Source organism: Ensifer sp. B1-9 (genome assembly GCF_050474445.1).
Lineage (GTDB): Bacteria > Pseudomonadota > Alphaproteobacteria > Rhizobiales > Rhizobiaceae > Ensifer.
The window spans coordinates 1-21489 of sequence record NZ_JBCHVG010000006.1; the positions used below are offsets into that span (position 1 = coordinate 1).

Annotated in this window: 18 protein-coding genes; 15 read left to right on the plus strand and 3 right to left on the minus strand. The window is 62.1% G+C overall.

The annotated features are described in order from the left end of the window. The first annotated feature begins 274 nt into the window (after positions 1-274). Genes asnB through nadE form a run of 4 tightly spaced genes read left to right on the plus strand, consistent with a single transcriptional unit; the run spans position 275 to position 5074 of the window. The gene (asnB, locus tag ACQ5BM_RS12015; protein ID WP_429811176.1) at positions 275-2212 is read left to right on the plus strand and encodes an asparagine synthase (glutamine-hydrolyzing); all 1938 of its coding nucleotides are present in this window, start codon (positions 275-277) and stop codon (positions 2210-2212) included. Positions 2213-2234: 22 nt separating this feature from the next. Continuing rightward, positions 2235-2501 carry an acyl carrier protein gene (locus tag ACQ5BM_RS12020; RefSeq protein ID WP_429811178.1) on the plus strand — a complete coding sequence of 89 codons (267 nt, stop codon included), beginning with the start codon at positions 2235-2237 and terminating at the stop codon, positions 2499-2501. Positions 2502-2522: 21 nt separating this feature from the next. Beyond that, on the plus strand, positions 2523-4070 hold the full coding sequence (locus tag ACQ5BM_RS12025) for a class I adenylate-forming enzyme family protein (protein WP_429811180.1): 1548 nt from the start codon (positions 2523-2525) through the stop codon (positions 4068-4070). After that, positions 4067-5074 (plus strand): NAD(+) synthase, encoded by a 1008-nt coding sequence (gene nadE, locus ACQ5BM_RS12030; protein ID WP_429811182.1) that lies wholly within the window; start codon positions 4067-4069, stop codon positions 5072-5074. The genes ACQ5BM_RS12025 and nadE overlap by 4 nt, the downstream gene beginning before the upstream one ends. Before the next feature lie 173 nt (positions 5075-5247). Here the strand turns inward: nadE and ACQ5BM_RS12035 are convergent, their stop codons facing one another. Next, on the minus strand, positions 5248-6363 hold the full coding sequence (locus ACQ5BM_RS12035) for a hypothetical protein (protein ID WP_429811184.1): 1116 nt from the start codon (positions 6361-6363) through the stop codon (positions 5248-5250). Next, entirely contained in the window at positions 6360-7058 is a 699-nt protein-coding gene (locus ACQ5BM_RS12040) for a N5-glutamine methyltransferase family protein (protein ID WP_429811186.1), read from the minus strand. Before ACQ5BM_RS12040 ends, ACQ5BM_RS12035 begins: the two co-directional genes overlap by 4 nt. Positions 7059-7283: 225 nt before the next feature. Between ACQ5BM_RS12040 and ACQ5BM_RS12045 the strand changes: the two genes are divergently transcribed. The 11 genes from ACQ5BM_RS12045 (at position 7284) to ACQ5BM_RS12095 (ending at position 20526) form a co-directional block, all read left to right on the plus strand. Next, a complete protein-coding gene (locus tag ACQ5BM_RS12045) occupies positions 7284-8603 on the plus strand; it encodes a lipopolysaccharide biosynthesis protein (protein ID WP_429811188.1) in 1320 nt (439 codons plus the stop codon). Beyond that, positions 8593-9741 carry a GNAT family N-acetyltransferase gene (locus ACQ5BM_RS12050; protein WP_429811190.1) on the plus strand — a complete coding sequence of 383 codons (1149 nt, stop codon included), beginning with the start codon at positions 8593-8595 and terminating at the stop codon, positions 9739-9741. Before ACQ5BM_RS12045 ends, ACQ5BM_RS12050 begins: the two co-directional genes overlap by 11 nt. Positions 9742-9868: 127 nt before the next feature. Next, positions 9869-11482, plus strand: a complete 1614-nt coding sequence (locus ACQ5BM_RS12055) for a GumC family protein (RefSeq protein ID WP_429811192.1) — start codon at positions 9869-9871, stop codon at positions 11480-11482. A gap of 13 nt (positions 11483-11495) precedes the next feature. Continuing rightward, positions 11496-12824, plus strand: a complete 1329-nt coding sequence (locus ACQ5BM_RS12060; RefSeq protein ID WP_429811194.1) for an O-antigen ligase family protein — start codon at positions 11496-11498, stop codon at positions 12822-12824. Continuing rightward, positions 12817-13578, plus strand: coding sequence for a polysaccharide deacetylase family protein (locus ACQ5BM_RS12065; protein WP_429811196.1), 762 nt, complete (start codon positions 12817-12819; stop codon positions 13576-13578). Before ACQ5BM_RS12060 ends, ACQ5BM_RS12065 begins: the two co-directional genes overlap by 8 nt. A gap of 9 nt (positions 13579-13587) precedes the next feature. Then, positions 13588-14847, plus strand: coding sequence for a glycosyltransferase family 4 protein (locus ACQ5BM_RS12070; RefSeq protein WP_429811198.1), 1260 nt, complete (start codon positions 13588-13590; stop codon positions 14845-14847). A gap of 262 nt (positions 14848-15109) precedes the next feature. Next, on the plus strand, positions 15110-16270 hold the full coding sequence (locus ACQ5BM_RS12075; protein ID WP_429811200.1) for a glycosyltransferase family 4 protein: 1161 nt from the start codon (positions 15110-15112) through the stop codon (positions 16268-16270). Positions 16271-16407: 137 nt separating this feature from the next. Next, a complete protein-coding gene (locus ACQ5BM_RS12080; RefSeq protein WP_429811202.1) occupies positions 16408-16797 on the plus strand; it encodes a VanZ family protein in 390 nt (129 codons plus the stop codon). A gap of 54 nt (positions 16798-16851) precedes the next feature. Next, the gene (locus tag ACQ5BM_RS12085) at positions 16852-17850 is read left to right on the plus strand and encodes a glycosyltransferase (RefSeq protein WP_429811204.1); all 999 of its coding nucleotides are present in this window, start codon (positions 16852-16854) and stop codon (positions 17848-17850) included. A 29-nt stretch (positions 17851-17879) separates the two neighbouring features. Next, complete coding sequence (locus ACQ5BM_RS12090; RefSeq protein ID WP_429811992.1) at positions 17880-20015, plus strand: glycoside hydrolase; 2136 nt, start codon at positions 17880-17882, stop codon at positions 20013-20015. Between the two features lie 91 nt (positions 20016-20106). Next, positions 20107-20526, plus strand: a complete 420-nt coding sequence (locus ACQ5BM_RS12095; protein WP_429811206.1) for a CBS domain-containing protein — start codon at positions 20107-20109, stop codon at positions 20524-20526. 69 nt (positions 20527-20595) lie between these two features. On the opposite strand, the gene ACQ5BM_RS12100 is transcribed toward ACQ5BM_RS12095, so the two are convergent. Beyond that, complete coding sequence (locus ACQ5BM_RS12100) at positions 20596-21303, minus strand: OmpW/AlkL family protein (RefSeq protein WP_429811208.1); 708 nt, start codon at positions 21301-21303, stop codon at positions 20596-20598. Positions 21304-21489 lie beyond the last annotated feature (186 nt).

Below are 21489 nucleotides of genomic sequence, written 5' to 3' on the forward strand. Positions count from 1 at the left end.
GACTATGTTGTATCGCTCGACGGACCGCCTCTGTCGTCGTGGCGCTCCCATGAAGAACCTGGCCCATAGCGCATCCTTTGATTCGGAAGATAAGGATGCCCCATCAAAGCCTGGGATCAAACATCTAAGCTTAGAATTCTCCTGCCCCATGTCAGGTTTGACGCCTTAACCATGGCATTTACCATACAACCAGAAAATGCCGGAGATTTAACCCATGAGTCTCTCACGCGAACTATGCTTCGGCGGTGATCGACCGGTGTGAAAGTATTTGAACATGTGCGGTTTTGGTGGCTATTTCGGCGCACTTCCAGACGCAAAGATCTTCCTCGAGAGAATGGTTGCCGCGATTGCGCATCGCGGCCCTGACGAGAACGGCGTATTCGTCGACGAAGGGGCCGGTCTTGCTCATGCACGCCTGTCGATCGTCGGTCTTGGCGACGGACAGCAGCCGATGTCCGACGAGACCGGTGAACTTACGATCGCCTTCAACGGCGAGATCTTCAATTATGTCGAATTGCGCGAGGAACTGCGCGCAAAGGGCCGGCGCTTCCGGACCTCGAGCGACACCGAAGTGATCCTGCATCTTTACGATGTCATGGGGGAGGAGTGTCTGTCCCGTCTCAATGGCGACTTTTCCTTCGCCATCTGGGATCGCCGCCACCAGCGGATGATGTTGGCGCGCGATCGGATGGGCGTACGCCCGTTGTTCTACATGACGCATGGAGGCACGCTTTACTTCGCTTCCGAGATCAAGGCCTTGCTGCAGGTGCCGGGAGTCTCTGCCGAACTCGATCCGATCGCGCTCGACCAGATCTTCACGCTCTGGGCGCCGATTGCGCCACGTACCGGTTTTCGCGACATCCATGAGCTCGAGCCAGCACATCTCATGATTGCAGAAAGGGGCAAGGTCGCGATCCGCCCCTATTGGCAACTGGACTACCCCGATCGCGAGGCATCGCCGCTGTTGACGGACGAGCGCGCTGCCGCCGAAGAACTGCGTGCGCTGCTCACGGATGCTACCCGGATCCGGATGCGCGCCGATGTTCCTGTCGGCTCCTACCTTTCGGGTGGGCTCGACTCCTCCATCGTCGCGGCGATGGCCAGCGGCATGGCGCCGCAAGGGCTCAGGACCTTCTCCGTCACTTTCGACAGCGTGGAACACGATGAGAGCGCCTTCCAAATGGAAATGGCGACAGCGCTCGGCACGCATCACAGCGCCGTTGCCTGCCGGGCGGGTGACATTGCCAGGTCCTTTCCGGAAGTCGTCCGCTTTGCGGAGCGGCCGATCATCCGAACGGCGCCGGCGCCTCTCTACCAGCTTTCGCGCCTCGTCCGCGACGAGGGGCTGAAGGTCGTTCTGACCGGCGAAGGAGCCGACGAGGTCTTTGCCGGCTACGACATCTTCAAGGAGGCACGGGTCCGTCGGTTCTGTGGCCGCCAGCCTGGATCGCGCATACGCCCGCACCTGTTCCGCAAGCTCTATCCCTATATTCCAGGACTGCAGCAGCAATCGGCTGAATATCTCGCGGCGTTCTTCGGTGCCGGCGATGTGGCGCTCGACGACCCGCTCTTCTCGCACCGGCCACGCTTCAAGAGTACGGCGGCAACCAAGATCTTCTTCTCGGGCGACCTGCGTACGCGGCTGAGCAACTACGATGCGGCGGAGGACCTGGCTAGCCGGCTTCCGGCCACCTTCGGACGCTGGCACCCCTTACACCAGGCGCAGTATCTCGAAAGCCGTTTCCTGTTGCCCGGCTATATTCTCTCCAGCCAGGGCGACCGCATGGCCATGGCCCATGGGATCGAGGGGCGCTTCCCGTTCCTCGACCATCGTCTCGTCGAATTCGCGACCCGCCTGCCGCCCGGGATGAAGCTGAAGGGACTGGTGGAGAAGCATATCCTGCGCGAAGCGACGAAGGATCTGCTGCCGCCCTCCATCGGCCAGCGGACCAAGCAGCCCTATCGCGCGCCCGACAGCCATTCCTTCACCGGTGCGGGCGAGCTCGACTACGTTCGCGATGCCATGAGCGAGGCGCGCATCAGCGACAGCGGGCTTTTCAATGCCAAAGCCGTGACGAAGCTCTACGAAAAATGCCAGTCGCAGCCGGTGTCCGGCTTCCGCGACAATGCGGCCTTCGTCGGAGTCCTTTCGACGCAGCTCTGGCTGCAAACCTTCACCGGCACCAGCGTCCGCGCGGCGGAAGCAGCCTGAAATATTTAGGAAAGGAAACCACATGACGGAAACGATCAAGGACAAGGTTAAAGCCTTCGTCATCGAAAACTTCCTGTTCGGCGATACATCCTACGATCTCGCCGATACAGCGTCGCTCATCGAGAATGACATCATCGATTCAACCGGCGTTCTCGAACTTGTAGCCTTTATCGAGGACCAGTTCGGCATTGCCATGGGGGATGCCGATATCGTGCCCGCGAACCTCGATTCTCTTGCGCGCATTTCGGCCTTCGTCGAGGCCCGGGTCGCGGCGCCGGCCACGGCATAATCAAGGCGCGAGGGGGCGTCCATGCGGTTCGAGCAATTCCTTATTGGCAACGCCGCCAGGCACGCGGCGAAAACGGCGCTGGTCACCGAACGCCGCCGCCTCAACTACGGCGAATTCGACGATCTATCGGGTAGGCTGGCTGCCGCGCTCGCGCGGGCCGGCGTCAAACGCAACGATCGCGTGCTCGTCTTCATGGACAATTGCTGGGAAGCGGCTGTCTCGATCTTCGCGATCCTGAAGGCTGGCGCGACCTTCAGCCCGATCAACGCCTCGACCAAGGCGGACAAGCTCGCCTATATCATCACCGACTGTGAAGCGGCTGCGATCCTGACGCAGGCGAAGATGATGCCGATCGTCGCGGAAGCGCAAGCGCTGAGCGGCAAATCAGATATCTTTGTTGCTTCGACGGCTGCGGCCAACGGCCAGACGCCGCTTGACGCGATCTCCTTCGAAAGCTGCCTTGCGGAAGCACCAACGCCTGTCCCGCATCGCGGTATCGATGTGGACCTCGCGATGTTGATCTACACCTCGGGCTCGACCGGCCGTCCGAAGGGCGTGATGATGACCCATCGCAACATCGATGCGGCATCTCAATCAATCACCACCTACCTGCGCAACGAGCCCGACGATATTATCCTCAACGTATTGCCGCTTGCCTTCGACTACGGCCTCTACCAGTTGCTGATGGCGATCCGCATCGGTGCGACGCTGGTGCTCGAAAAATCCTTCGCGTTCCCGCACGCGATCTTCGAGCGGATCCGCGCGGAGGGCGTTACCGGCTTCCCGCTGGTTCCGACGATGGCGGCGATGATCCTGCAGATGCGCGATCTGGAACCAGGCTTCCTGCCAAGCCTGCGCTATCTCTCCAACACCGCCGCCGCCTTGCCGCCGCCGCATATCGCACGGCTGCGCGAACTCTTCCCGAGCGCCCGGCTCTATTCGATGTACGGGCTGACGGAGTGTAAGCGCTGCACCTACCTGCCGCCGGAGGAACTCGACCGACGGCCGGGTTCGGTCGGCATCGCGATACCGAATACCGAAGCCTTCGTGGTCGATGATGAGGGCAAGCGCGTTCCGCCGGGAGTTCCCGGTGAACTCGTCATTCGCGGTCCCCACGTCATGCAGGGCTACTGGCGCAACGATGCGGCGACCGAGCGCATGCTGCGTCCGGGGCCAAACCCGTGGGAAAAGGTGCTCTACACCGGCGACCTCTTCCAGACCGACGAGGAGGGCTTCCTCTATTTCGTCGGCCGCAAGGATGACATCATCAAGACGCGCGGCGAGAAGGTCGCGCCCAAGGAAGTCGAGACCGTACTGCATGCGCATCCGGGTATTGCCGAAGCCGTGGTGGTCGGTGTCGCCGACCCGGTGCTCGGTCACGCGATTGCGGCGCTGGTGGTGCTTACCGATCCCGGCCTGACGGACAAGGACATTATTCGCCACTGCGCCCGTCACCTCGAAGACTTCATGGTGCCGAAGATTATCGAATTCCGCACCGAACTTCCGAAGACAGATACTGGTAAGGTCAGCCGCCGCCTTGCGGCAGAGACGATGGAGCCTGCCCAATGAACATTCTGATGACTGAGGGCGCGCGCCCGTTTTCGGCGGAGACGCTGACGATCGACCATGCGGCCGAAACCGACCGGATCGTCGCCGGGCTGCGCGAACAGTTGCGGGCGATGAAGAAGCGCGGTTTGGTGCTCGGGCTCTCCGGTGGCATCGACTCGAGCGTTTCGGTGGCGCTCGCCGTGCGTGCCGTCGGTGCCAAGAATGTCTTCTGTCTGTTCATGCCGGAAAACGATTCCGATCCCGAGAGCCTGCGCTTTGGTCGCCTCGTGGCCGAGACTTTCGGCGTCGAAGCAATCATCGAGGATATCGGTCCGACCCTGAAGGCGATGGGTTGCTACGAGCGTCGCGATGCCTTTATTCGCGTACTGGTCCCGGACTACGGCGACGGATGGGCCTCGAAGATCGTCATCGCCAATGCGCTCGAAGGCGAAGGCTACAACATCTCCTCCCTCGTCGTGCAAAGCCCCGACGGCACGCGCTCGAAGCACCGCATGCCGCCGTCGGTCTACCTCGGCATCGTCGCCGCCACCAACATGAAGCAGCGCACGCGCAAGCAGGTGGAGTATTATCACGCCGACCGGCTGAATTTCGCGGTGCTCGGCACGCCGAACCGACTGGAATACGACCAGGGATTCTTCGTCAAGAACGGTGACGGGGCGGCCGACGTCAAGCCGATCGCCCATCTCTACAAGTCGCAGGTCTACGCGCTTGCGGCCTATCTCGGCATTCCCGAGGAGATCCGACGCAGGCCGCCGACGACGGATACCTACTCTCTGGAGCAGACGCAGGAGGAATTCTATTTCTCGCTGCCATACGACCGCATGGACCTCTGCCTCTACGGGCTCAACAACGGCATCGAGATCGACGCCGTCGCCAAGGCGGCTGGCCTGACGGCCACGCAGGTGGAACGGGTCTGGGCGGACATCGCCGCGAAGCGCAAGGCGACGCGCTACCTGCATCTGGGGCCACAGCTGGTGCAGCCGGTGGAGGAGATCAAAGGCTGATCGAAAGTCTCATTGCGCGGGCGGGTTATTGCGATGGCTTCACGGAAGATCGCAATAACCGAAGGCCTGTAGCGCCGCACGTCTTATCAGACGCGCAAAAGTCGCTGTAGAACTTTGATTTTCTGCATGTCTTTGTCCTTAAATCCAGGTCGATTTAAGGAGACATGCAGTCATCAGTCGAACTGACCCGCAATCAGCCGGCACCAGTGTTCTCCGGCAATGCCGTTGAAGAAGCCTTGCCCGTCCCGGCAGGCTTGGACGATCGCAGGGTCACGGGAATGAAGCACCGTCGAGGCGACGTGGACGAAGGCAATCCGACGTCCGAGCATCGCTTCCATGAGCGCCGGCTGCGTCCGTCCCCTGAGGCCCGGAAGACCGCGTTTGGAGGCGTGGTCGACGAGACAGTCGATAACCGGACCGGCCTGGCCCGGCAGCGCCAGCACCTGTAGTACCCGCCCGATTTCGCCCGCCCTGGCGTAATAGGCGAAAGCGCCAACGAGCGTGCCGGTGCGCGCGGCGACCAGTGCATAGATGAGCTCGCCCTGTTCGGGCTTTTGTTCCGCATCGCCGAGAATATGGTCGAGCTGCCCTTGAGCCCATTCCGGGCGAAGCGGAAACTGGGCGATGAAGCGATCGACCACGGCGGCAAAGCCGTTGCGATCGGTTTCCTGGGTCGTGAAGCCGCCCTGGCTGGTGCCAGCGGAAGACACGGCGGACCAGCGTTGCTCGCCGGGCGCCATCCGCTTGCGATAGGCGCTGTCAACCGCCCGTGCGAAGGGGGCTGCAAGCCGCGCCGGCTTGATGCGGTTCGACGCGACACTCAGGCTGAAAGAAGCGGGTTGGATGACGCGCACCCAATCGAGACTGTATTGCGGCAGGACGACGCCACGCAGGCGTGTCCACATCTGTGTCGAGACGTCGCTTGCGGTTTCGCTGAAAGAGAGATCCTGCGGGCCGGCCAGAAAGGCCTTGAGAATGCGAGCGCCGGCGAGGGGATCGTTCTCGCGATCCTCGACCATCAGCGAGCCGCAGATTGCCGCGCGCAGCCGGCGGCCATTCAGCACCATTGGCAGGACATTGACGCCGACAAATCCGGAAATGACGCCCTTGTCGTTCACATGGACGAGCGGGCGTATCTCCGGATCGCAGCCGGGCGCATCGAGGTAGAGCTGCTGCATGTAATCGGCAAGCGCTGGCGGCGGTGCGCTCTGGTCGTTGCGGAACACCCGCTGGAACATGCCTGCAATCGCTGGGATGTCCGCGCGTTCGAGCGAACGTATTTCGCTCATTTGGGTAAGCTTCCCGTCTGGTCGTCGATTTTCCTGACAATGGCGACGCGCGGCTTGCCGTCGCGATCGGTCGCAAATGTCACCGGTTCGTAGGTCTTGAGGCGCGACAGAAGTGCTGCCGCCTGACGATCCTGGCCCTCGCCAAACTCAAACAGCAGCCAGCCGCCGGGCTTCAGAAAGGCCACGGCGTCACGGACCAGCCGCTGGTGAATGGATATGCCGTAGGGGCCGCCGTCAAAGGCCTCGCGCGGCTCGTTTTCGAGCAGGTGCGCTCGGTCTCCCTCAAGGCGTCCGGTCGAGATGTAGGGCGGATTGCAGACAATCATATCGACCGTGCCTTCGAGACTATCGCCCTCGAAGGCGGCGAAGAGATCGCCCTGCCGGATGGAGACGCGCGTGCCTGTCGCGAGCCGGTCGACGTTGCGGCGCGCCAGCGCCACGGTGCTGTCCGTGAGGTCAGCACCCCAGATGCGGGCGGAAGGGATGTCGCTGGCGATGCCAAGCGCGAGATTACCGGAGCCGCAGCACATGTCGATCACGATCGGTGCCGCCGGGCCATCGGCGAGAATCGACACTGCTTTTCGCCCGAGGAGTTCCGTTTCCTCGCGCGGAACCAGAACGTCGGGTGCGAGTTCGAGGTCCACGCCCATGAAGCGATGCAGACGGATATGATTGTCGTTGTGCGGCACGTCCACCCCCTCGCGTCCTCGGTCGAATTGTTCCTGGATAAATTTATGGACGCGCAGCGCTGGAGCCTATTGTAATCGGGTAAACGAAGCTCAAATGCAATTACGGCGCGTGCGTTAACCGCGCAATCACCTCTGCCTGCTACTTTGCGCAGCGATCAAAAGGGGATGCTCGTTGTCATTGAGTGCGCTTTTGCGCAATGGACCGCGGGTTTGTGTCAAAGGCAGATCGGAATGGCTTCGGAAGGTGTGAAGGAACGGGCGCACAGACCGTTCCTCTCGATGATCATGTCCTATGCTGCATCCGGTGGCAGTCTCGTCATCGGATCCGCCGCCCAGCTTTTGACGTTTGCAATTCTGGCGCGCTGGCTCGGCGTACATGAATTCAGCGTTTTCGTCGCAATTACCGCTGTCGCCAACATTGCGGTACATCTGTGCGGTCTTGGCGCGATGGAGTGCCTGGTGCGCCGCGTGGCGCGCGATCGCAGCATGTACTCGCGCATGCTCGGGCACAACATTCTGCTGACAACCGTGAGTGGCGTGATCCTGGTTCTGCTTGGCGCGGCCGTGCTGCCATTCTTCTTCACCTTGTCAGCGGATCCGGCGACCAATGTTGCCGTGATCACCCTGATGCTCATCACCAACATCGTCTTCGTCCGCATCATCGTGCTGGCGGAACAGATCTTCCTCGCCCATTCCAATTTTGCCTCGGCAAACAAGGTCGTCGTCGGCTTCGCCGTGGCGCGCACCATTGCCGCGGCGCTCGCCTGTGTCGCCTTCGGGGTGGCCACGGTCGCCGCCTGGGCGGTGTGGCAGTTCACCTGCCATGTGCTCGTGGCTGTCGGATGCTGGCGCGCCGTCAAGGGGCTGGGGCGGCCGACCTATGGCATCGTGCGCGAAGAACTGCCGCTAGGGCTCTATTTCAGCATCCCGTTCATCCTGCGCGCCGTCAGGCAGAATGCCGACCTTCTGGTGCTAAGCCTTGTGGCGAGCGCCGAGGTGATGTCGAGCTACAGCGTCGCGCGGCGCATGCTGGAGAGCAGCTATCTGTCGGTCGAGGCGCTGAACCGGTTGATCTATCCCGGTTCCGCGAGGGCGACTGCAGCCGGGCTGCATCACGCGTTCGAGCGTGTGCGCAAGGTGCTTCTTGCCGCCACCTCGATCAGTGTAGCCGCCGCCATCGCGGTCTTCGTGCTCGCGCCCGTTCTGCCCTATCTCTTCGGTAAGGATTACGTCTCTCTCGTTTCCTTCGTCCGCATCCTCTGCTGGGTCGTGGTGCCGCTTGCCATGTGGTCGGTGGCGATGGAGGCGCTTGGGGCGTCTGGCCACCATCCGGCGCGCGCCTCGGTCATGGGGCTCGGCAGCGTATTTGGCGCGGCGCTCACAGCCTGGGCTACCTGGTACGCACCGCCGGCCGGAACGTTCATCTCCTTCTACGTCATCGAAATCGCGATGGTCATCGTTTCCTGGGCCGTTTTCCTGCGCTTCGTACGGCGCGATAGGGAACAGGCCGGTGGCGCGCCCCTGGTGGCGAGGATGGCCCATGAAGCTTGAGGCCGGGAACATCCAGGCCGCGAGACCGCTCGCGCGGGAAATGGTCCGCCACGGCAAGGTACGCGCGATGGAGCCCCGGGATGTCCCCATCGTCAGCAGCATGTTCACCCGGATCTTTCGCAAGCGCGAAGGAGCAGCAAGCGAAGAGCTTCGGCAGTATATCGAGACCGTCTTCTTCGGCAGCCCGCTCTATACCCCGGAAAACGGCAGCATCGTCTATGACGATGGGACCGGCGGCATCGGCAGCGCCATCCTGGCGCTTCCCATGGAGTTCACGGTCAACGGTCGGCGGACAGTAGCGAAGCTGTTGTGCGCCTTCATGTCCGAAGGCAAGGCCGGCGCAGTCGGCGCGGCCTGCCTTGCCCGTGCCATGCGCGCCGCCAAACAGGACATGTGCTTTTCGGACAATTCGTCGCCGGTCAGCGCGGATCACTGGGTGGCCGGCGGCGGTATCGTACTGCCGATACAGAGCCTCGATTGGCGTCGATCCTTCCGGCCACTCACAGCCTGGGCTCTGACAGTCGGCCGACAGGTACCGCTTCTCCGATCAAGGGCCTTATTGGGGCCGCTCGCGGCTGCCGATCGAATTCTGCGCCGCCGCCGCCCCAGGACGAAGCCGGATGCCGCCGCCGGTTGCGCAACGCGCGCCGTCGATCCCGCGGCTTTTATCGAGTGCGCCGAGCCGATGCTCCGGCGCTTTGCCGTCAGACCTGTCTGGTCGAGGAGTGAATTCGGCTGGCTGATGGCGGTCGCCGGTTTGAACAGTAGCTTGGGCGAACTCCTCTGCCGGGAGGTCCTGAACGAGAGCGGGCGTGTCATCGGCGCCTATCTCTATTTCGGCAGGGCCGGAGGGACGGCGACGGTGCTCAACATTGTCTGCGAGGCGGGCCGTGAGTTCGACGTCACCGCACAAATGTTCCATTCGCTTGATACGGAGGGCTACGCTCTTGCCGTCGGCAGTGCGCAGCCATTCCTGATGAATGCAATTTCGCGCCAGAGGTGGCTTTCCTTCCATCATCGCGGATACTTCTGCATGGTGACGCGGCACGCGGATCTCAAGGATGCCGCCCAGCAGAATGATATCTATGTCGGCGGACTGGCGTCGGAAAGCTGGAGCCGGTTGCTGACCGACTTCTGACCGTCGGCGTTAAGCTGCGATCCCGTCGTTTAACGGAAAATTCACCCTACAACTCTAATTCTGCGATGGAAGGCGGCTCGCGGGGTCACGATCTTCGCGTCTTGATGGGCGTGCGTGAGGGATGCTTATGTATAGGCCGGACGAGGCCGAAAAACGGAGGCCGAGCCGTCCGGTGCACGATCAGGGTGTGCCGGTCGCGAGAGGCTCGTTGCTCGATCTGCTGTCACCTGACTTGCCGGAAGCGGAGCAGGGGGGCGATGAGCCCCCAGTCGCCCGACCGAGAGCCGGCGGCCCCTCGGAAGCATCGCGGCACCAGGTCGGTGCCCTTGTCCCAACGCCACAGCGCCGCGACAGTTATTTCCCCGGGTTGAACGAACTCGGCAACATCGGTGTCGACGATATCATCGGCTGGCTGCGAGAAGGGCTCCTCTGGATCGTGGTCGCTGTGATGCTCTGTGTGGCCGCCGCGCTCGCCTATGCGATGACGGCGACGCCGCGCTACAGCGTCTATACCGACATCGTTGTCGATCCCTCCAATCTGAATGTCGTCAGCGATGACGTTTTCACCTCCAACCCGCAGCGCGACGCGCAGTTGCTGGAGGTGGAAAGCAAGCTTCGCATTCTGACATCGCGCAACGTGCTGTCGCGTGTGATCGACCAACTGCGCCTCTCCGAGGATCCGGAGTTCGTGAAACCCTCGGTCTTCGCTTCGCTGAAGAGCCTTTTTTCGACGAAGGCGGAACAGCAGGCGGGCAATGAGCTTGCCGCGATGCGGGCACTATCGGAGCGGGTCGAAGCGCGGCGCGAGGAGCGCTCCTTCGTCGTGGTGATGAAGGTCTGGAGCGAAGAGGCGGCGAAGGCGGTGACGCTGTCCAATGCGATCGTCGCGGCCTTTGAGCGGGAGCTGTTTCAGTCTGCCGCCGAAAGCGCCGGTCGCGTTGCTCAGAACCTCAATGCGCGCCTCGATGAATTGCGCCACAACGTGACCGAGGCTGAGAGGGCCGTCGAGGATTTCCGCCGCAAGAATGGCCTCCAGTCCACCAACGATGGTCAGCTTGTCAGCAATCAGCTTTCGAACGAACTGAACACGCAGGTTCTCGACGCTCAACAGCGCTTCATCCAGGCGGAGACGCGCTATCGGCAGATGAACGATGCGATTGCGCAGGGTCGCACCGCGAGCGCTTCGGAATTCGAATCCGTCAACATGACGAACCTGCGCGAGCAATATAACGTGCTGCAGCAGCAGATCGCCTCGATGCAGCGCACCTATGGCGAGCGGCACCCGCGCCTCGTCAATGCCCGCTCCGAGCGCACGACCCTGGAAGGGGCCATGGCCGACGAGGCGCGTCGCATTCTCGATCGCGCCAAGGCGGACATGGATCGCGAGCAGCAGGCTTTTGCCGCCTTGCGTGCCAAGGCAAGCGACGAGAAATCGAACGTTTTCTCCGACAACGAGGCCCAGGTACAGCTTCGGGATCTCGAGAGAGATGCTCGGGCCAAGGCTGCAATCTACGAGACCCATCTGGCGCGCGCTCAGCAGATTACCGAGCGCCAGCAGATCGACACGACCAATGTCCGCGTGATCTCGCGCGCCTTGCCGCCGAACGCACGGAGTTGGCCGCCGCGTACGTTGATCCTGCTCGCGGGTGGCGTGATCTTCGGCCTCGCACTTGGTATCGGCCTGGCCCTGACGCTGGGGCTGTGGCGCTTCCTGCGCGGACGCCGGCCCGTGACGGCCTGAGAGAGGGGACGGCATGACGAGCGCCGTCTATCGCGACGAGAGCCCGGCGGACCTGCTCCGCGCCCGCATAGGGACCGTGCTCTTCATGGCGACGTTCCTGTTTTTCTGGATAACGACCACGCCCTTCATCGACCTGACCGGGGCGGCGGTGCTGGATCCTTCTGCTGGCAATTCCAATCGCTTGAACCAGATCGTATCGCTTGCACTCTTTGCGGGCATGTTCGCCTATGGGCTCGCACACCCGCTGCGCGGTATCATTCTGCAGCCGCGGCTGTTGCTGGCCGTGCTCTACATCTGGTTCCTGTTCGTCTCCGCGATTTCGGCGTATCCGATGTTCGGAATCAAGGGAACTGTGCTCGCCGTGATGGTGACGATCAACGCCAGCGTCTATCTGTTGCTGCCAGCTTCGGAGCGGCATTTCGCCAAGATGCTCGGCATCGGCACCCTGTTCATGCTGGCGGTCGCCTATTACGGCATTCTCTTCAAGCCTACGCTTGCGATCCACCAGGCCTCCGAACTGCGCGAACCAATGAACGCCGGCCTTTGGCGCGGCCATTTCCCTCACAAGAACAGTGCCGCCGCAGCCATGGTGATTGCGGCTTTCTTTGGCCTTTTCGTCATGAACGTCTGGTCGCGACTGGCGGGCCTTGCCATCGTTGTCCTGTCGTTCAACTTCCTGCTCCATACGGGCGGCAAGACTTCGACCGCCATGCTGCCGGCGATCGTGCTGCTTGCCTGGATTTTTGAACGATTCCGCTTCCTGCGCATCCCGATCGTCATCGGTGGGGTCGGTCTGTTCAATCTCTTCGCCGTCGGCTCCGCGGTGTTCAAGCCACTCAGCGATTTCATCACCGAGCTTGGCATTGATGCAACCTTCACCAACCGTGCCGATATCTGGCGCTTCGCCTTCACGGCGCTCGCCGAACAACCGATCACCGGCTACGGTTTCAAGGCTTTCTGGCAGACGTCGGAACTCGTCAATAGCGGTGGCTCGATCGAAACCTGGGCGGTTGCGGCCGCAAATGGCCACAACTCCTATCTCGACATCGCCCTGATGACAGGTTTTCCCGGATTGTTGCTGACAGTGCTCTGGCTGCTGGTCCTGCCTCTGCTGAATATCGCCCGTCTGGCACCGGCCGAGGAGCATTCCCACCTTACCCGGCTTTATATCCGCGTCTGGCTCTACACGATCTTCAACGCCGGTCTCGAGAGCCTGTTCTTCGAGGGCGGCAACCTCCTGTGGTTCACTTTCCTCTTTTCCCTTTACGGCCTGCACCTACAGTCGCGGGCGGTCCTTTCGGTGGCCCCGCAGCAGGTAAAATCCGGAGCCGTTTATGTCTGATCTCCTGCAAACCGTCGACGGCCTCGTCGATCGCGTCGCCAACCGGTTGATCTGGCGCTTCGCGGCCAAGCCGCGCGACGTCGTGACCGATGTGCCGCTCGTTTCCTTCACCTTCGATGACGTGCCGGACAGTGCGCTTCATAACGGGGCGACGATCCTCGAACGACACGGCGTGCGAGGCACGTTCTACATCGCTGGCGGGCTGGCCGGGCGTATCGAAGTTGAACGCACGCTGATCTCGTCTGAGGGATGTGCCGATCTCGCCGATCGAGGCCACGAAGTCGGCTGCCATACCTATTCTCACACCAAGATCAGGCGCTTGCGCAGTGGCGGCCTTGTCCGCGACCTCGACCGTAACGCCGATTATCTGAAGCGCAGCGGCGTCAACGCGGCTGCGACGAACTTCGCGTTTCCCTACAATGCCGCCTGGCCGATGGCGCGCCGTGAACTGGGGCGGCGCTACCGCACCTGCCGCGCGGCCGGCGAGAGCGTCAATCGCACGGCCGTCGACCCGCTGATGCTCAAGGCCGTGGAGATCCGCCAGCCGGAGGCGGATGCACGGGCGCTGACCGGATGGATCGACGATGTGGCCGCTCGGCCGGGCTGGCTCGTGTTCTTTACCCACGACATCGCCGCCCGTCCGACGCCCTATGGTTGCACGCCGGAGACCTTCGAGCACCTCGTTCAGCACGCGGTCTCCAAGGGATGCGTGGTCCTGCCGGTCGAGCAGGCGCTCGACAGGCTCGGCTGGTAGGAGATCGCCATGTCTGGCCAGCGGAACGGCAACGGCAGGCTGCTCGCAATCAACAACTACTTCTATCGCCGCGGCGGTGCCGAAGCGGTGTTTTTCGACCATATGAAGATGTTTGGCGAAATTGGCTGGGACGTGGTGCCCTTCGCCATGCAGCATGAGGATAACGAGCCTTCGCCTTGGTCCGACCACTTCGTCTCCGAGATCGAATACGGCCGGCGCACCAATCTGTTGCGCAAGGTCGTGCAGGCGGCAAGCGTCATCTACTCGCGCGAGGCTCAGCGCAACATTGACCGGCTGATACACAGTGTCCGGCCCTCGATCGCCCACGCCCATAACGTCTACCATCATCTGTCGCCGGCGATTTTCTCGACGCTGAAGCAGGCAGGCATTCCCGTCGTCATGACGGCGCACGACCTGAAACTTGCTTGCCCCTCCTACAAGATGCTGCGCGACGGCACGGTCTGCGAGGACTGTCGCGGCGGACACGTCTACAACGTCTTGCGCAACCGCTGCATCAAGGGCGAGTTGACGCTGAGTGCCGTGGTGTTCGCGGAAACGCTGGTCCACCGCGCGCTCGGCCTCTATCGCAATCAGGTGGATCGCATCGTCGTGCCAAGCAAGTTCTACGTCGAGAAATTGGTCGAGTGGGGATGGCCGCGCGAGCGCATGGTCCACATTCCAAACTTCGTCGATGTCGACGACTACCCCGACCAATGGGCGGAGGGCGACTACTTCGTCTTCGCCGGACGCCTGGCACCGGAGAAGGGGTTGGCGACATTGATAAGAGCTGCCGCATCGTCGCGTCAGCGGGTGGTGATCGCCGGAACCGGCCCTGAGGAAGCGATGCTTCGCCGGCTCGTCGAACAGACCGGAGCCAATGTCACCTTTGCCGGCTATCTCTCCGGCCACGCGCTGCATCATCTGATTGGGGAATCGCGAGCCCTGGTTCTGCCGTCCGAATGGTACGAGAACGCGCCGATCAGCGTGCTTGAAGCCTATGCGTTGGGACGGCCCGTCATCGGCGCGTCGATCGGCGGCATCCCCGAAATGATCTGCGAAGGAGAGACCGGGATGACGGCCCGATCCGGTAACGCTGACGATCTCGCTGAGGTACTGACGCGGATGGCCGCACTCACGGTCTCCAATCGTACGGCCATGGGGGCCGCGGGTCGACGTTGGATTGCCCGTGAATTCTCGGCCGCCGCCTATCGCGACAGAACCCTTGACCTCTATGCATCGCTCGGGGCGGGGGAGGGCCGGCGCCGTTAACCGTCGCGCGCAATTTGTAGTAATGTGGGCTCGCCGTATGGTTTTCGGTCAGTTATATGAGTGGTGAATGAAATATTTACTTGGTTGACAAGTATTTTGCCGTGAAATCGGGTACGGACAACCTTCGAGGCGACGCATGAGCAGTAACTCTGATGTCTCGCGATGTCACCACCAGGAGCCGGTGATTGCACAGGAGATCGCACAATCCGCGTTGTCCGAGGGACGCGGGCAGAAGCCGCGACGCGGCGCGGCTCACTCTGGAATGCGACGTGGCCCAGCCCAGAATGGAGCCGTTGCAGCCATAGGCGAACGCAAGCGCGTGATGATGTTGGGATTGCGCGGTATTCCGAATGTGCAGGGCGGTGTCGAAAAGCACGTCGAAATGCTCGCCGACAAACTTCTGGGCCACGGTTGGGATGTCGAGGTCGTCGGGCGCCGGCGTTATCTTCAGGAGGGCGACTGCTACGCCTGGAACGGAATAGACGTAATCCCTCTCTGGTCGCCACGCCGGATGGCTCTGGAGGCGCTCGTTCACACGTTTCTCGGTGTATGTCTTGCCGCCTGGCGGCGGCCGGACGTATTGCATATCCACGCCATCGGCCCGGCTTTGATGACGCCGCTTGCGCGTATTTTCGGACTGAAGGTTGTCGTCACCCATCATGGCTACGACTATGACCGGCAGAAATGGGGCGCCTTTGCCAGACGGACGCTGAAGTTCGGCGAGTTTCTCGGCATGCGGTTCTCGAATGGGCGCGTGGCGATATCGCAGGACATCGTTCAGGCGATGCGTGCGCGTCATCGTGTGTCGATGGCGCTGGTGCCGAATGGGGTCGCGATTACGCCGCCGTCCGGCAATGCCGGCATCCTCCACGAATTTGGCCTAGCGCCGCGGCGCTACATCCTGCTTGCCGCGCGATTGGTCCCGGAGAAGCGGCAGCTCGATCTCATCAGAGCTTTCGCGAAATGTGGCGTGACCGATGTCCGGCTCGTTATCGCCGGCGGCGCGGAGTTTGATACACCCTATGTCCGGGAGATGAGGACCCTCGCCGGCGAGGTGCCGGGGGTGGTGCTTACGGGCTTCCAGTCCGGCGACCGGCTGGCGGAGCTCTTCGCCAATGCCGCCCTGTTCGTGCTGCCTTCAAGCCATGAGGGCATGCCGATCGCGCTGCTGGAGGCAATGGCCTACGGCCTTCCCCTGCTGGCAAGCGATATCGTTCCCAACCGGGAACTGGGTCTTGCGCCCGACGAGTATTTTCCGCTTGGCGACATCGATGCACTTGCAGCCGGCATCGCCGCAAAGCTCGCCGCACCGCTCAGCGACGACGACGTGCGCGAGCGGGCGGCTCATGCGGAAGCTACCTACAGTTGGACAAACGTGGCGCAAAAGACCGCGGCAGTGTATAGCGCATTGCTGGCAAAGTAGGCCGACCTTCGCGTTCGCCGGATCCCTGCCAATGTAAGTGCGACAGCGCCCGGCCTTTCGAACGAGCAGGTGGGTGCCGTCGCGGACCGTTTCGACGATTGCCGTGCTTTGCACGCCGCCTGGAAGACAAGCTGACAATGAACATCAAACGCGCTGCCGGCCTTTTCGCATGGCTCCTATTTGCCGTGATCGCTTATTCGACGATATCGCCCATCGAATTGCGGCCGCGCATCGGACATCTCGTGCATCTCGAGCGGTTCGGCGCTTTCGGCCTGCTGGGACTGTTGTTCGCGATCGCCTATCCGAGACAGATCGGGCGCGTGATGGTTCTCGTGTTCGCCACCGCGATCGGCTTCGAACTCCTGCAGATGATTTCCGCGGATCGCCATGCGCGCGTGACGGATGTTGCCGTCAAGCTTCTCGGCGGTGCCTGCGGCGTCTTGTCCGGGTGGCTCGTCGTCCGCTATCGGCCGCAACTGCTCGCTTTGTTGGGGCGGATAAACCAAAACGCAAAATATCGTCGCTAGTATCGACGACAACCTGAACGCGTTGCGAACGCACTGCTGATATTGGGGGATCAATTGGCAGTATCCGTCATCATCAAGACGCTGAACGAAGAAAAGCGTATCGCTGCCACCATCGAGAGCGCGCTCAAGGCGCTCGAAACCGTCGGCGGCGAGGTCATCATCGCCGACAGCGGCTCCTCGGATAGGACCATCGAGATCGCCTCGTCCTACCCGGTGGTGATCGCCCAGATCAGTCCGCCAGCGCGACCAAGCTGCGGCATCGGTCCCCAGCTCGGCTTCCAGTATTCCCGCCACGAGCACATCTGCCTGCTCGATGGCGACATGCTGCTAGACGACGATTTTCTCGAGGTGGCCGAGGCGTTCCTGGCCGATGACCCCGAGGTCGCGGGCGTGACCGGTCACGTGCAGGAGATGCTGACGTCCAACCTCGAATTTGCTCGGCGGGTCACGCGCAATGCCCCAGAGAACCGCATCGGGGCGATCGACCGCATGAACGGCGGCGGCCTTTATCGGCGCGCGGCGATCGAGGCCGTCGGTTATCTTTCCGACCGCAATCTCCATGGCTATGAAGAGTTCGACCTCGGCATCCGGTTGCGCAGTGTCGGCTGGAAGCTGCATCGCCTCGACCGGCGCTTCGTTCAGCATTTCGGCCACACGGAGAATTCCTACCGGCTTCTCGTTCGGCGTTGGAAGAGCAAATATCTGTTCGGCATCGGCGAGTTGCTGCGTGCTTCGATCGGCCAGCCCTATTTCTTCCAGCTCATCAGGGAATTGCCGGAACTCAAGCTCTGGGCGCTGGTCTATCTCTGGTGGGCAGCCTCGCTCGGTCTGCTTTTGTTCATGCCCAGCAAGACCCTCGCTCTCGGCGCAGTCCTTGCAATCCTTGCCGGCGTCATCGGGCTCATGAGCTTGCGCAAGGGGGGGCTTAGCATGGGACTTTATACGGTCGTCGCCTGGTTCTTCCATGCGGCGGCGCTGCCCGTCGGCTTCTTCAGGGCGCGCCGCAAGCCCGATGCGCCGATCGAGAGCAAGTTGCTCGGAGCCCTGGCGTGAGCACGCGAATCCTGTTCGCCACGGCAGCGATGCTTCTGGCATTCGGCCCGTGCGTACACGCATCCGATCAGTGGCTGCCGGTACGTGAAGTTTCACTCGAGCTTCGGAAAGACAGCCCGCTCGATTTCTCCTCTTTCCTGCCGAATGCCACGATCGACGCCGATCATCGTCTCATCGTCGGGGGCAATGGCCGGCTCGCATTCGCGCGCTCGCCCGAAAAACCCGAAAGGATGCTTTGCGCTTCGCTCGCCTGGAGCCCGGCCTCCGGCGGATTTCCCGATCACGACACGGCCGACCGCTACGCCCGCCAACTGGCGATGCACGGCTACAATCTTGCCCGCCTGCATTTCGTCGATGCCAGCCTGATGTTCGGTCGCGACAAGGATTTCGACTACGACCCCGAGACGCTCGACCGCATCCACTATCTGCTGGCGGCGCTGAAGAAGAACGGCATCTACTGGATGATCGATGGCCTCTCGTCGCTGCGCGGTGCCTATGGCGGCTTTGACGATCGTTGGGACGATGGAGGAAACCTCAAGCTCGAGCTGTTTGTCGATGACCGGGCGTTCGATCACTGGAAGCGCATGCAGGAGACGATCCTTGGGCGCGTGAACCCCTATACGGGTGTAGCGCCCATCCGCGATAACGCCTTGGCGGTCGTCATCCTCGCCAACGAGAACGGCATGGAGTTCGACGCCGTCGTACACGATCGGCCCGGAAGAGCGCCCTACGATCGGCTGCTTGCGGAGCCGTTCAATAGCTGGCTGGCCAAACGCTATGGCTCCACGGACGCTTTGGCCAAGGCGTGGCCCGACCTTCGCTCCGACGAGACGATCGAGGCGAGATCGGTCGCGCTCCCGGCCGATCGCTATGTCCACAGCCCACGGCTGCGCGATCTGCAGGCCTTCTTCGTCGAAACGGAACGGGCAGAGACCGCGCGCATGAGCGAGGTCTTGCGCGGGCTTGGCTACCGCGGTCTGATCAGCAATTACAACAATTGGCCGACGATCCAGGCGTCGCTCAGCCGGCGCGGCCTCGAAGCCGTGACCATGAACACCTATCACGACTGGGTGAGCGGCTACGCGCCGGGAAGCAAAACCACGCAGGTAAGCTCCATTGCCGACGGGGTGAACTATATCCGGATGATCGCTGCGGCGCGCTGGCTCGGCCGGCCCTTCGTGATCAGCGAGTATGATCACCTCTTCTGGAACCGCTACCGCTTTGAGGCGGGGCTGGCGATGCCGGCCTATGCGGCGCTGCAAGGCTGGGACGCGCTCTGCCGTCATGGTCACGGCCCGATCGTTCTCTCCTATGGCGAACCTTACGCCCACAAGAAGGCGATGCTTCCCTACGCCATCGCGCTCGATCCCGTCGCGCGCGCCGGCGAGACGCTGGCGGCGCTGCTTTACCGCCGCGGTGACGTAGCGACATCGGACCTGACTGTCCCGTTTGCCATACGTGGCGAAGAGGATCTTTCCGATGATATGCAGGCGCGCGAACCGGAGTTTCTGACGGACCTCGCGCTGATCGGCCGGATCGGTCTGGAAGACCTGAAGCGCCTCGGCGAAGCGCCGGCCGTGCTGCAACCACGCCAGCAAAGCAGCGAAGGGGTTCTCGACACGTTGCGCCAAAGCGGCGCGCTCGCGAGCGACAATGGCACGAATATCGATGCCGGCATCTACCAGAGTAGCACCGGCGAGATCTTCTTGAACCGTTTTGCCGGACAATTGCGGGTGGCAACGGCGGCAACCGAAGCCGCAGCCTATTCGTCACTGCGGGAGCCGATCGATCTCGGCGTGCTGCGCATCGAAAGGGCCGATGGCAACGGGCTCGTCGCGCTTTCGGCGCTCGGCGCGGACGCGTCGCTTGCAACGGGCCGTCGTTTCCTCGTGATCCTGGCGACCGATGCGCAGAACACCGATATGACGTTTCGCGACGCCGAGGAGAAGGTGATCGAGGACTTCGGACGATTGCCGGTCCGGATCCGCGCAGGCTATGCCGACCTTTCGCTCGCGCGAAGTGCCGAGAGCTGGAGCGTTTCGCCGATCGGCCTCGATGGCACCGTGCGTCCGCCGGTCGTGAACGGGAAGGGCGCCGTCACCTTCCGTCTCTCAAACGATGTTCCCTCCGGCCCGACGACCTATTTCCTTCTCGAGCTGCAATAGAGATCGATCGTCGTCCCGGATCAATGAATGGCCACGATGTCGGCCTACGCTCCGCCGCTTTCATGCAAAGGAGGTTACAAAGGAGGTTACAATGAGAATATCGGAAGCCATGCATCCCGGAGCTCGCTGGATCTCTCCCGACACCGATCTCAAGACGATCGCGCGCATCATGCGGGATGAGGATATCGGTGCCTTGCCCGTCGGCGAAAACGACCGCCTGATCGGTATGGTCACGGACCGCGATATCGCCTTGCGCGCCTTCGCCAACGGGCGCGATCCTGCTTCGATGACAGCGCGCGACGTTATGACCAGGGATATCGTCTATTGTCGTACGAGCGAAACGATCGAGCACGCCGTCCATCTGATGGAGGCGAAACAGATCCGGCGCCTTCCCGTGATCGATCAGGACAAGCGCATGGTCGGCATGCTGTCGCTCGGCGACATATCGCATGCGAGCAGCAGACGACTGTCGGGCGAACTCGCCCGGGCAGTTTCTGCCCATCACCTCTGAGATCCGACATAATGACTGCGGCGCCGTGTCGGCGCCGCAAACGATTTTGCTGAATCGGTCCGGAGAGGATCAGAAGCGGTAACTGATGCCCGTACCGATCAGCCAGGGGTCGAGCTTGACCTTGCCGCTCACCGCGCCTGCGCCGGGTAGTGTTGCGTTGACTTCGGGTTCCAGGAACAGTTTCTTGACGTCGAAGTTCAGCCCCCAATGTTCGTCGAGCTTGATGTCGACGCCCGCCTGGAGCGCTACGCCGAAGGTGTTCTTCATGTTGAAGCTCGAGAAGTCGCCGCGGGGCTTTTCGTTGTAGAACATCGTGTAGTTCACGCCGGCGCCGATGTAGGGCTTGATCGTTTCCGTCGCGTTGAAATGGTATTGCAGCGTCAGGGTCGGCGGCAGCAGCCACGCCTTGCCGATTTCGCCGAGACCTGCGATCGAGCCACTGCCGCGTGCCGTGTGCGGCGTCGTGCCGAGGATCAGTTCGGCCGCGATGTTGTCGGTGAAGAAATAGGTGATGTCGAGCTCGGGCACCACGGAATTGCTGACCCCGACCTTTTCGCCGTTAAGTGCCATGCCGTTCAGATCCAGCGAAGCCTTGTCGTCGGGCAGGACGGCCAGCGCGCGGGCGCGGATCATCCATGGGCCCGGTTCGCTGGCGAGAGGCAGTTCCGGCGCCGCGACCACACTCGGCTCGGCGAGATCCGCCGCCGTCGCGATTGCGAGCGGCGCCGCAAGCGCGGCGAAGAAGACGACAGATGGCAAGATGGCGCGAGTAGGCATGATTTCCGGACCCCCAGAAGAAGTTGAACATCGCCGGTCAGGGCGTTCGACCGCAGCACTCCTGCGGCCGGCGGCACTATGCTCAAGACGGGTGTCTCAGGAGTTGTCCTGGATCAATGCAGTCGCAAATAACCAAGTCCTTGGGAAGAAAGGGGATTCGCGTTAGCGCAAGATGATTATCCCAAG

Coding starts and splice junctions, on each gene's coding strand:
- asnB (WP_429811176.1), top strand. CDS start 275: ATGTGCGGTTTTGGTGGCTATTTCGGCGCACTTCCAGACGCAAAGATC.
- ACQ5BM_RS12020 (WP_429811178.1), top strand. CDS start 2,235: ATGACGGAAACGATCAAGGACAAGGTTAAAGCCTTCGTCATCGAAAAC.
- ACQ5BM_RS12025 (WP_429811180.1), top strand. CDS start 2,523: ATGCGGTTCGAGCAATTCCTTATTGGCAACGCCGCCAGGCACGCGGCG.
- nadE (WP_429811182.1), top strand. CDS start 4,067: ATGAACATTCTGATGACTGAGGGCGCGCGCCCGTTTTCGGCGGAGACG.
- ACQ5BM_RS12035 (WP_429811184.1), bottom strand. CDS start 6,363: ATGAGCGAAATACGTTCGCTCGAACGCGCGGACATCCCAGCGATTGCA.
- ACQ5BM_RS12045 (WP_429811188.1), top strand. CDS start 7,284: ATGGCTTCGGAAGGTGTGAAGGAACGGGCGCACAGACCGTTCCTCTCG.
- ACQ5BM_RS12050 (WP_429811190.1), top strand. CDS start 8,593: ATGAAGCTTGAGGCCGGGAACATCCAGGCCGCGAGACCGCTCGCGCGG.
- ACQ5BM_RS12055 (WP_429811192.1), top strand. CDS start 9,869: ATGTATAGGCCGGACGAGGCCGAAAAACGGAGGCCGAGCCGTCCGGTG.
- ACQ5BM_RS12060 (WP_429811194.1), top strand. CDS start 11,496: ATGACGAGCGCCGTCTATCGCGACGAGAGCCCGGCGGACCTGCTCCGC.
- ACQ5BM_RS12065 (WP_429811196.1), top strand. CDS start 12,817: ATGTCTGATCTCCTGCAAACCGTCGACGGCCTCGTCGATCGCGTCGCC.
- ACQ5BM_RS12070 (WP_429811198.1), top strand. CDS start 13,588: ATGTCTGGCCAGCGGAACGGCAACGGCAGGCTGCTCGCAATCAACAAC.
- ACQ5BM_RS12075 (WP_429811200.1), top strand. CDS start 15,110: ATGCGACGTGGCCCAGCCCAGAATGGAGCCGTTGCAGCCATAGGCGAA.
- ACQ5BM_RS12080 (WP_429811202.1), top strand. CDS start 16,408: ATGAACATCAAACGCGCTGCCGGCCTTTTCGCATGGCTCCTATTTGCC.
- ACQ5BM_RS12090 (WP_429811992.1), top strand. CDS start 17,880: ATGCTTCTGGCATTCGGCCCGTGCGTACACGCATCCGATCAGTGGCTG.
- ACQ5BM_RS12095 (WP_429811206.1), top strand. CDS start 20,107: ATGAGAATATCGGAAGCCATGCATCCCGGAGCTCGCTGGATCTCTCCC.
- ACQ5BM_RS12100 (WP_429811208.1), bottom strand. CDS start 21,303: ATGCCTACTCGCGCCATCTTGCCATCTGTCGTCTTCTTCGCCGCGCTT.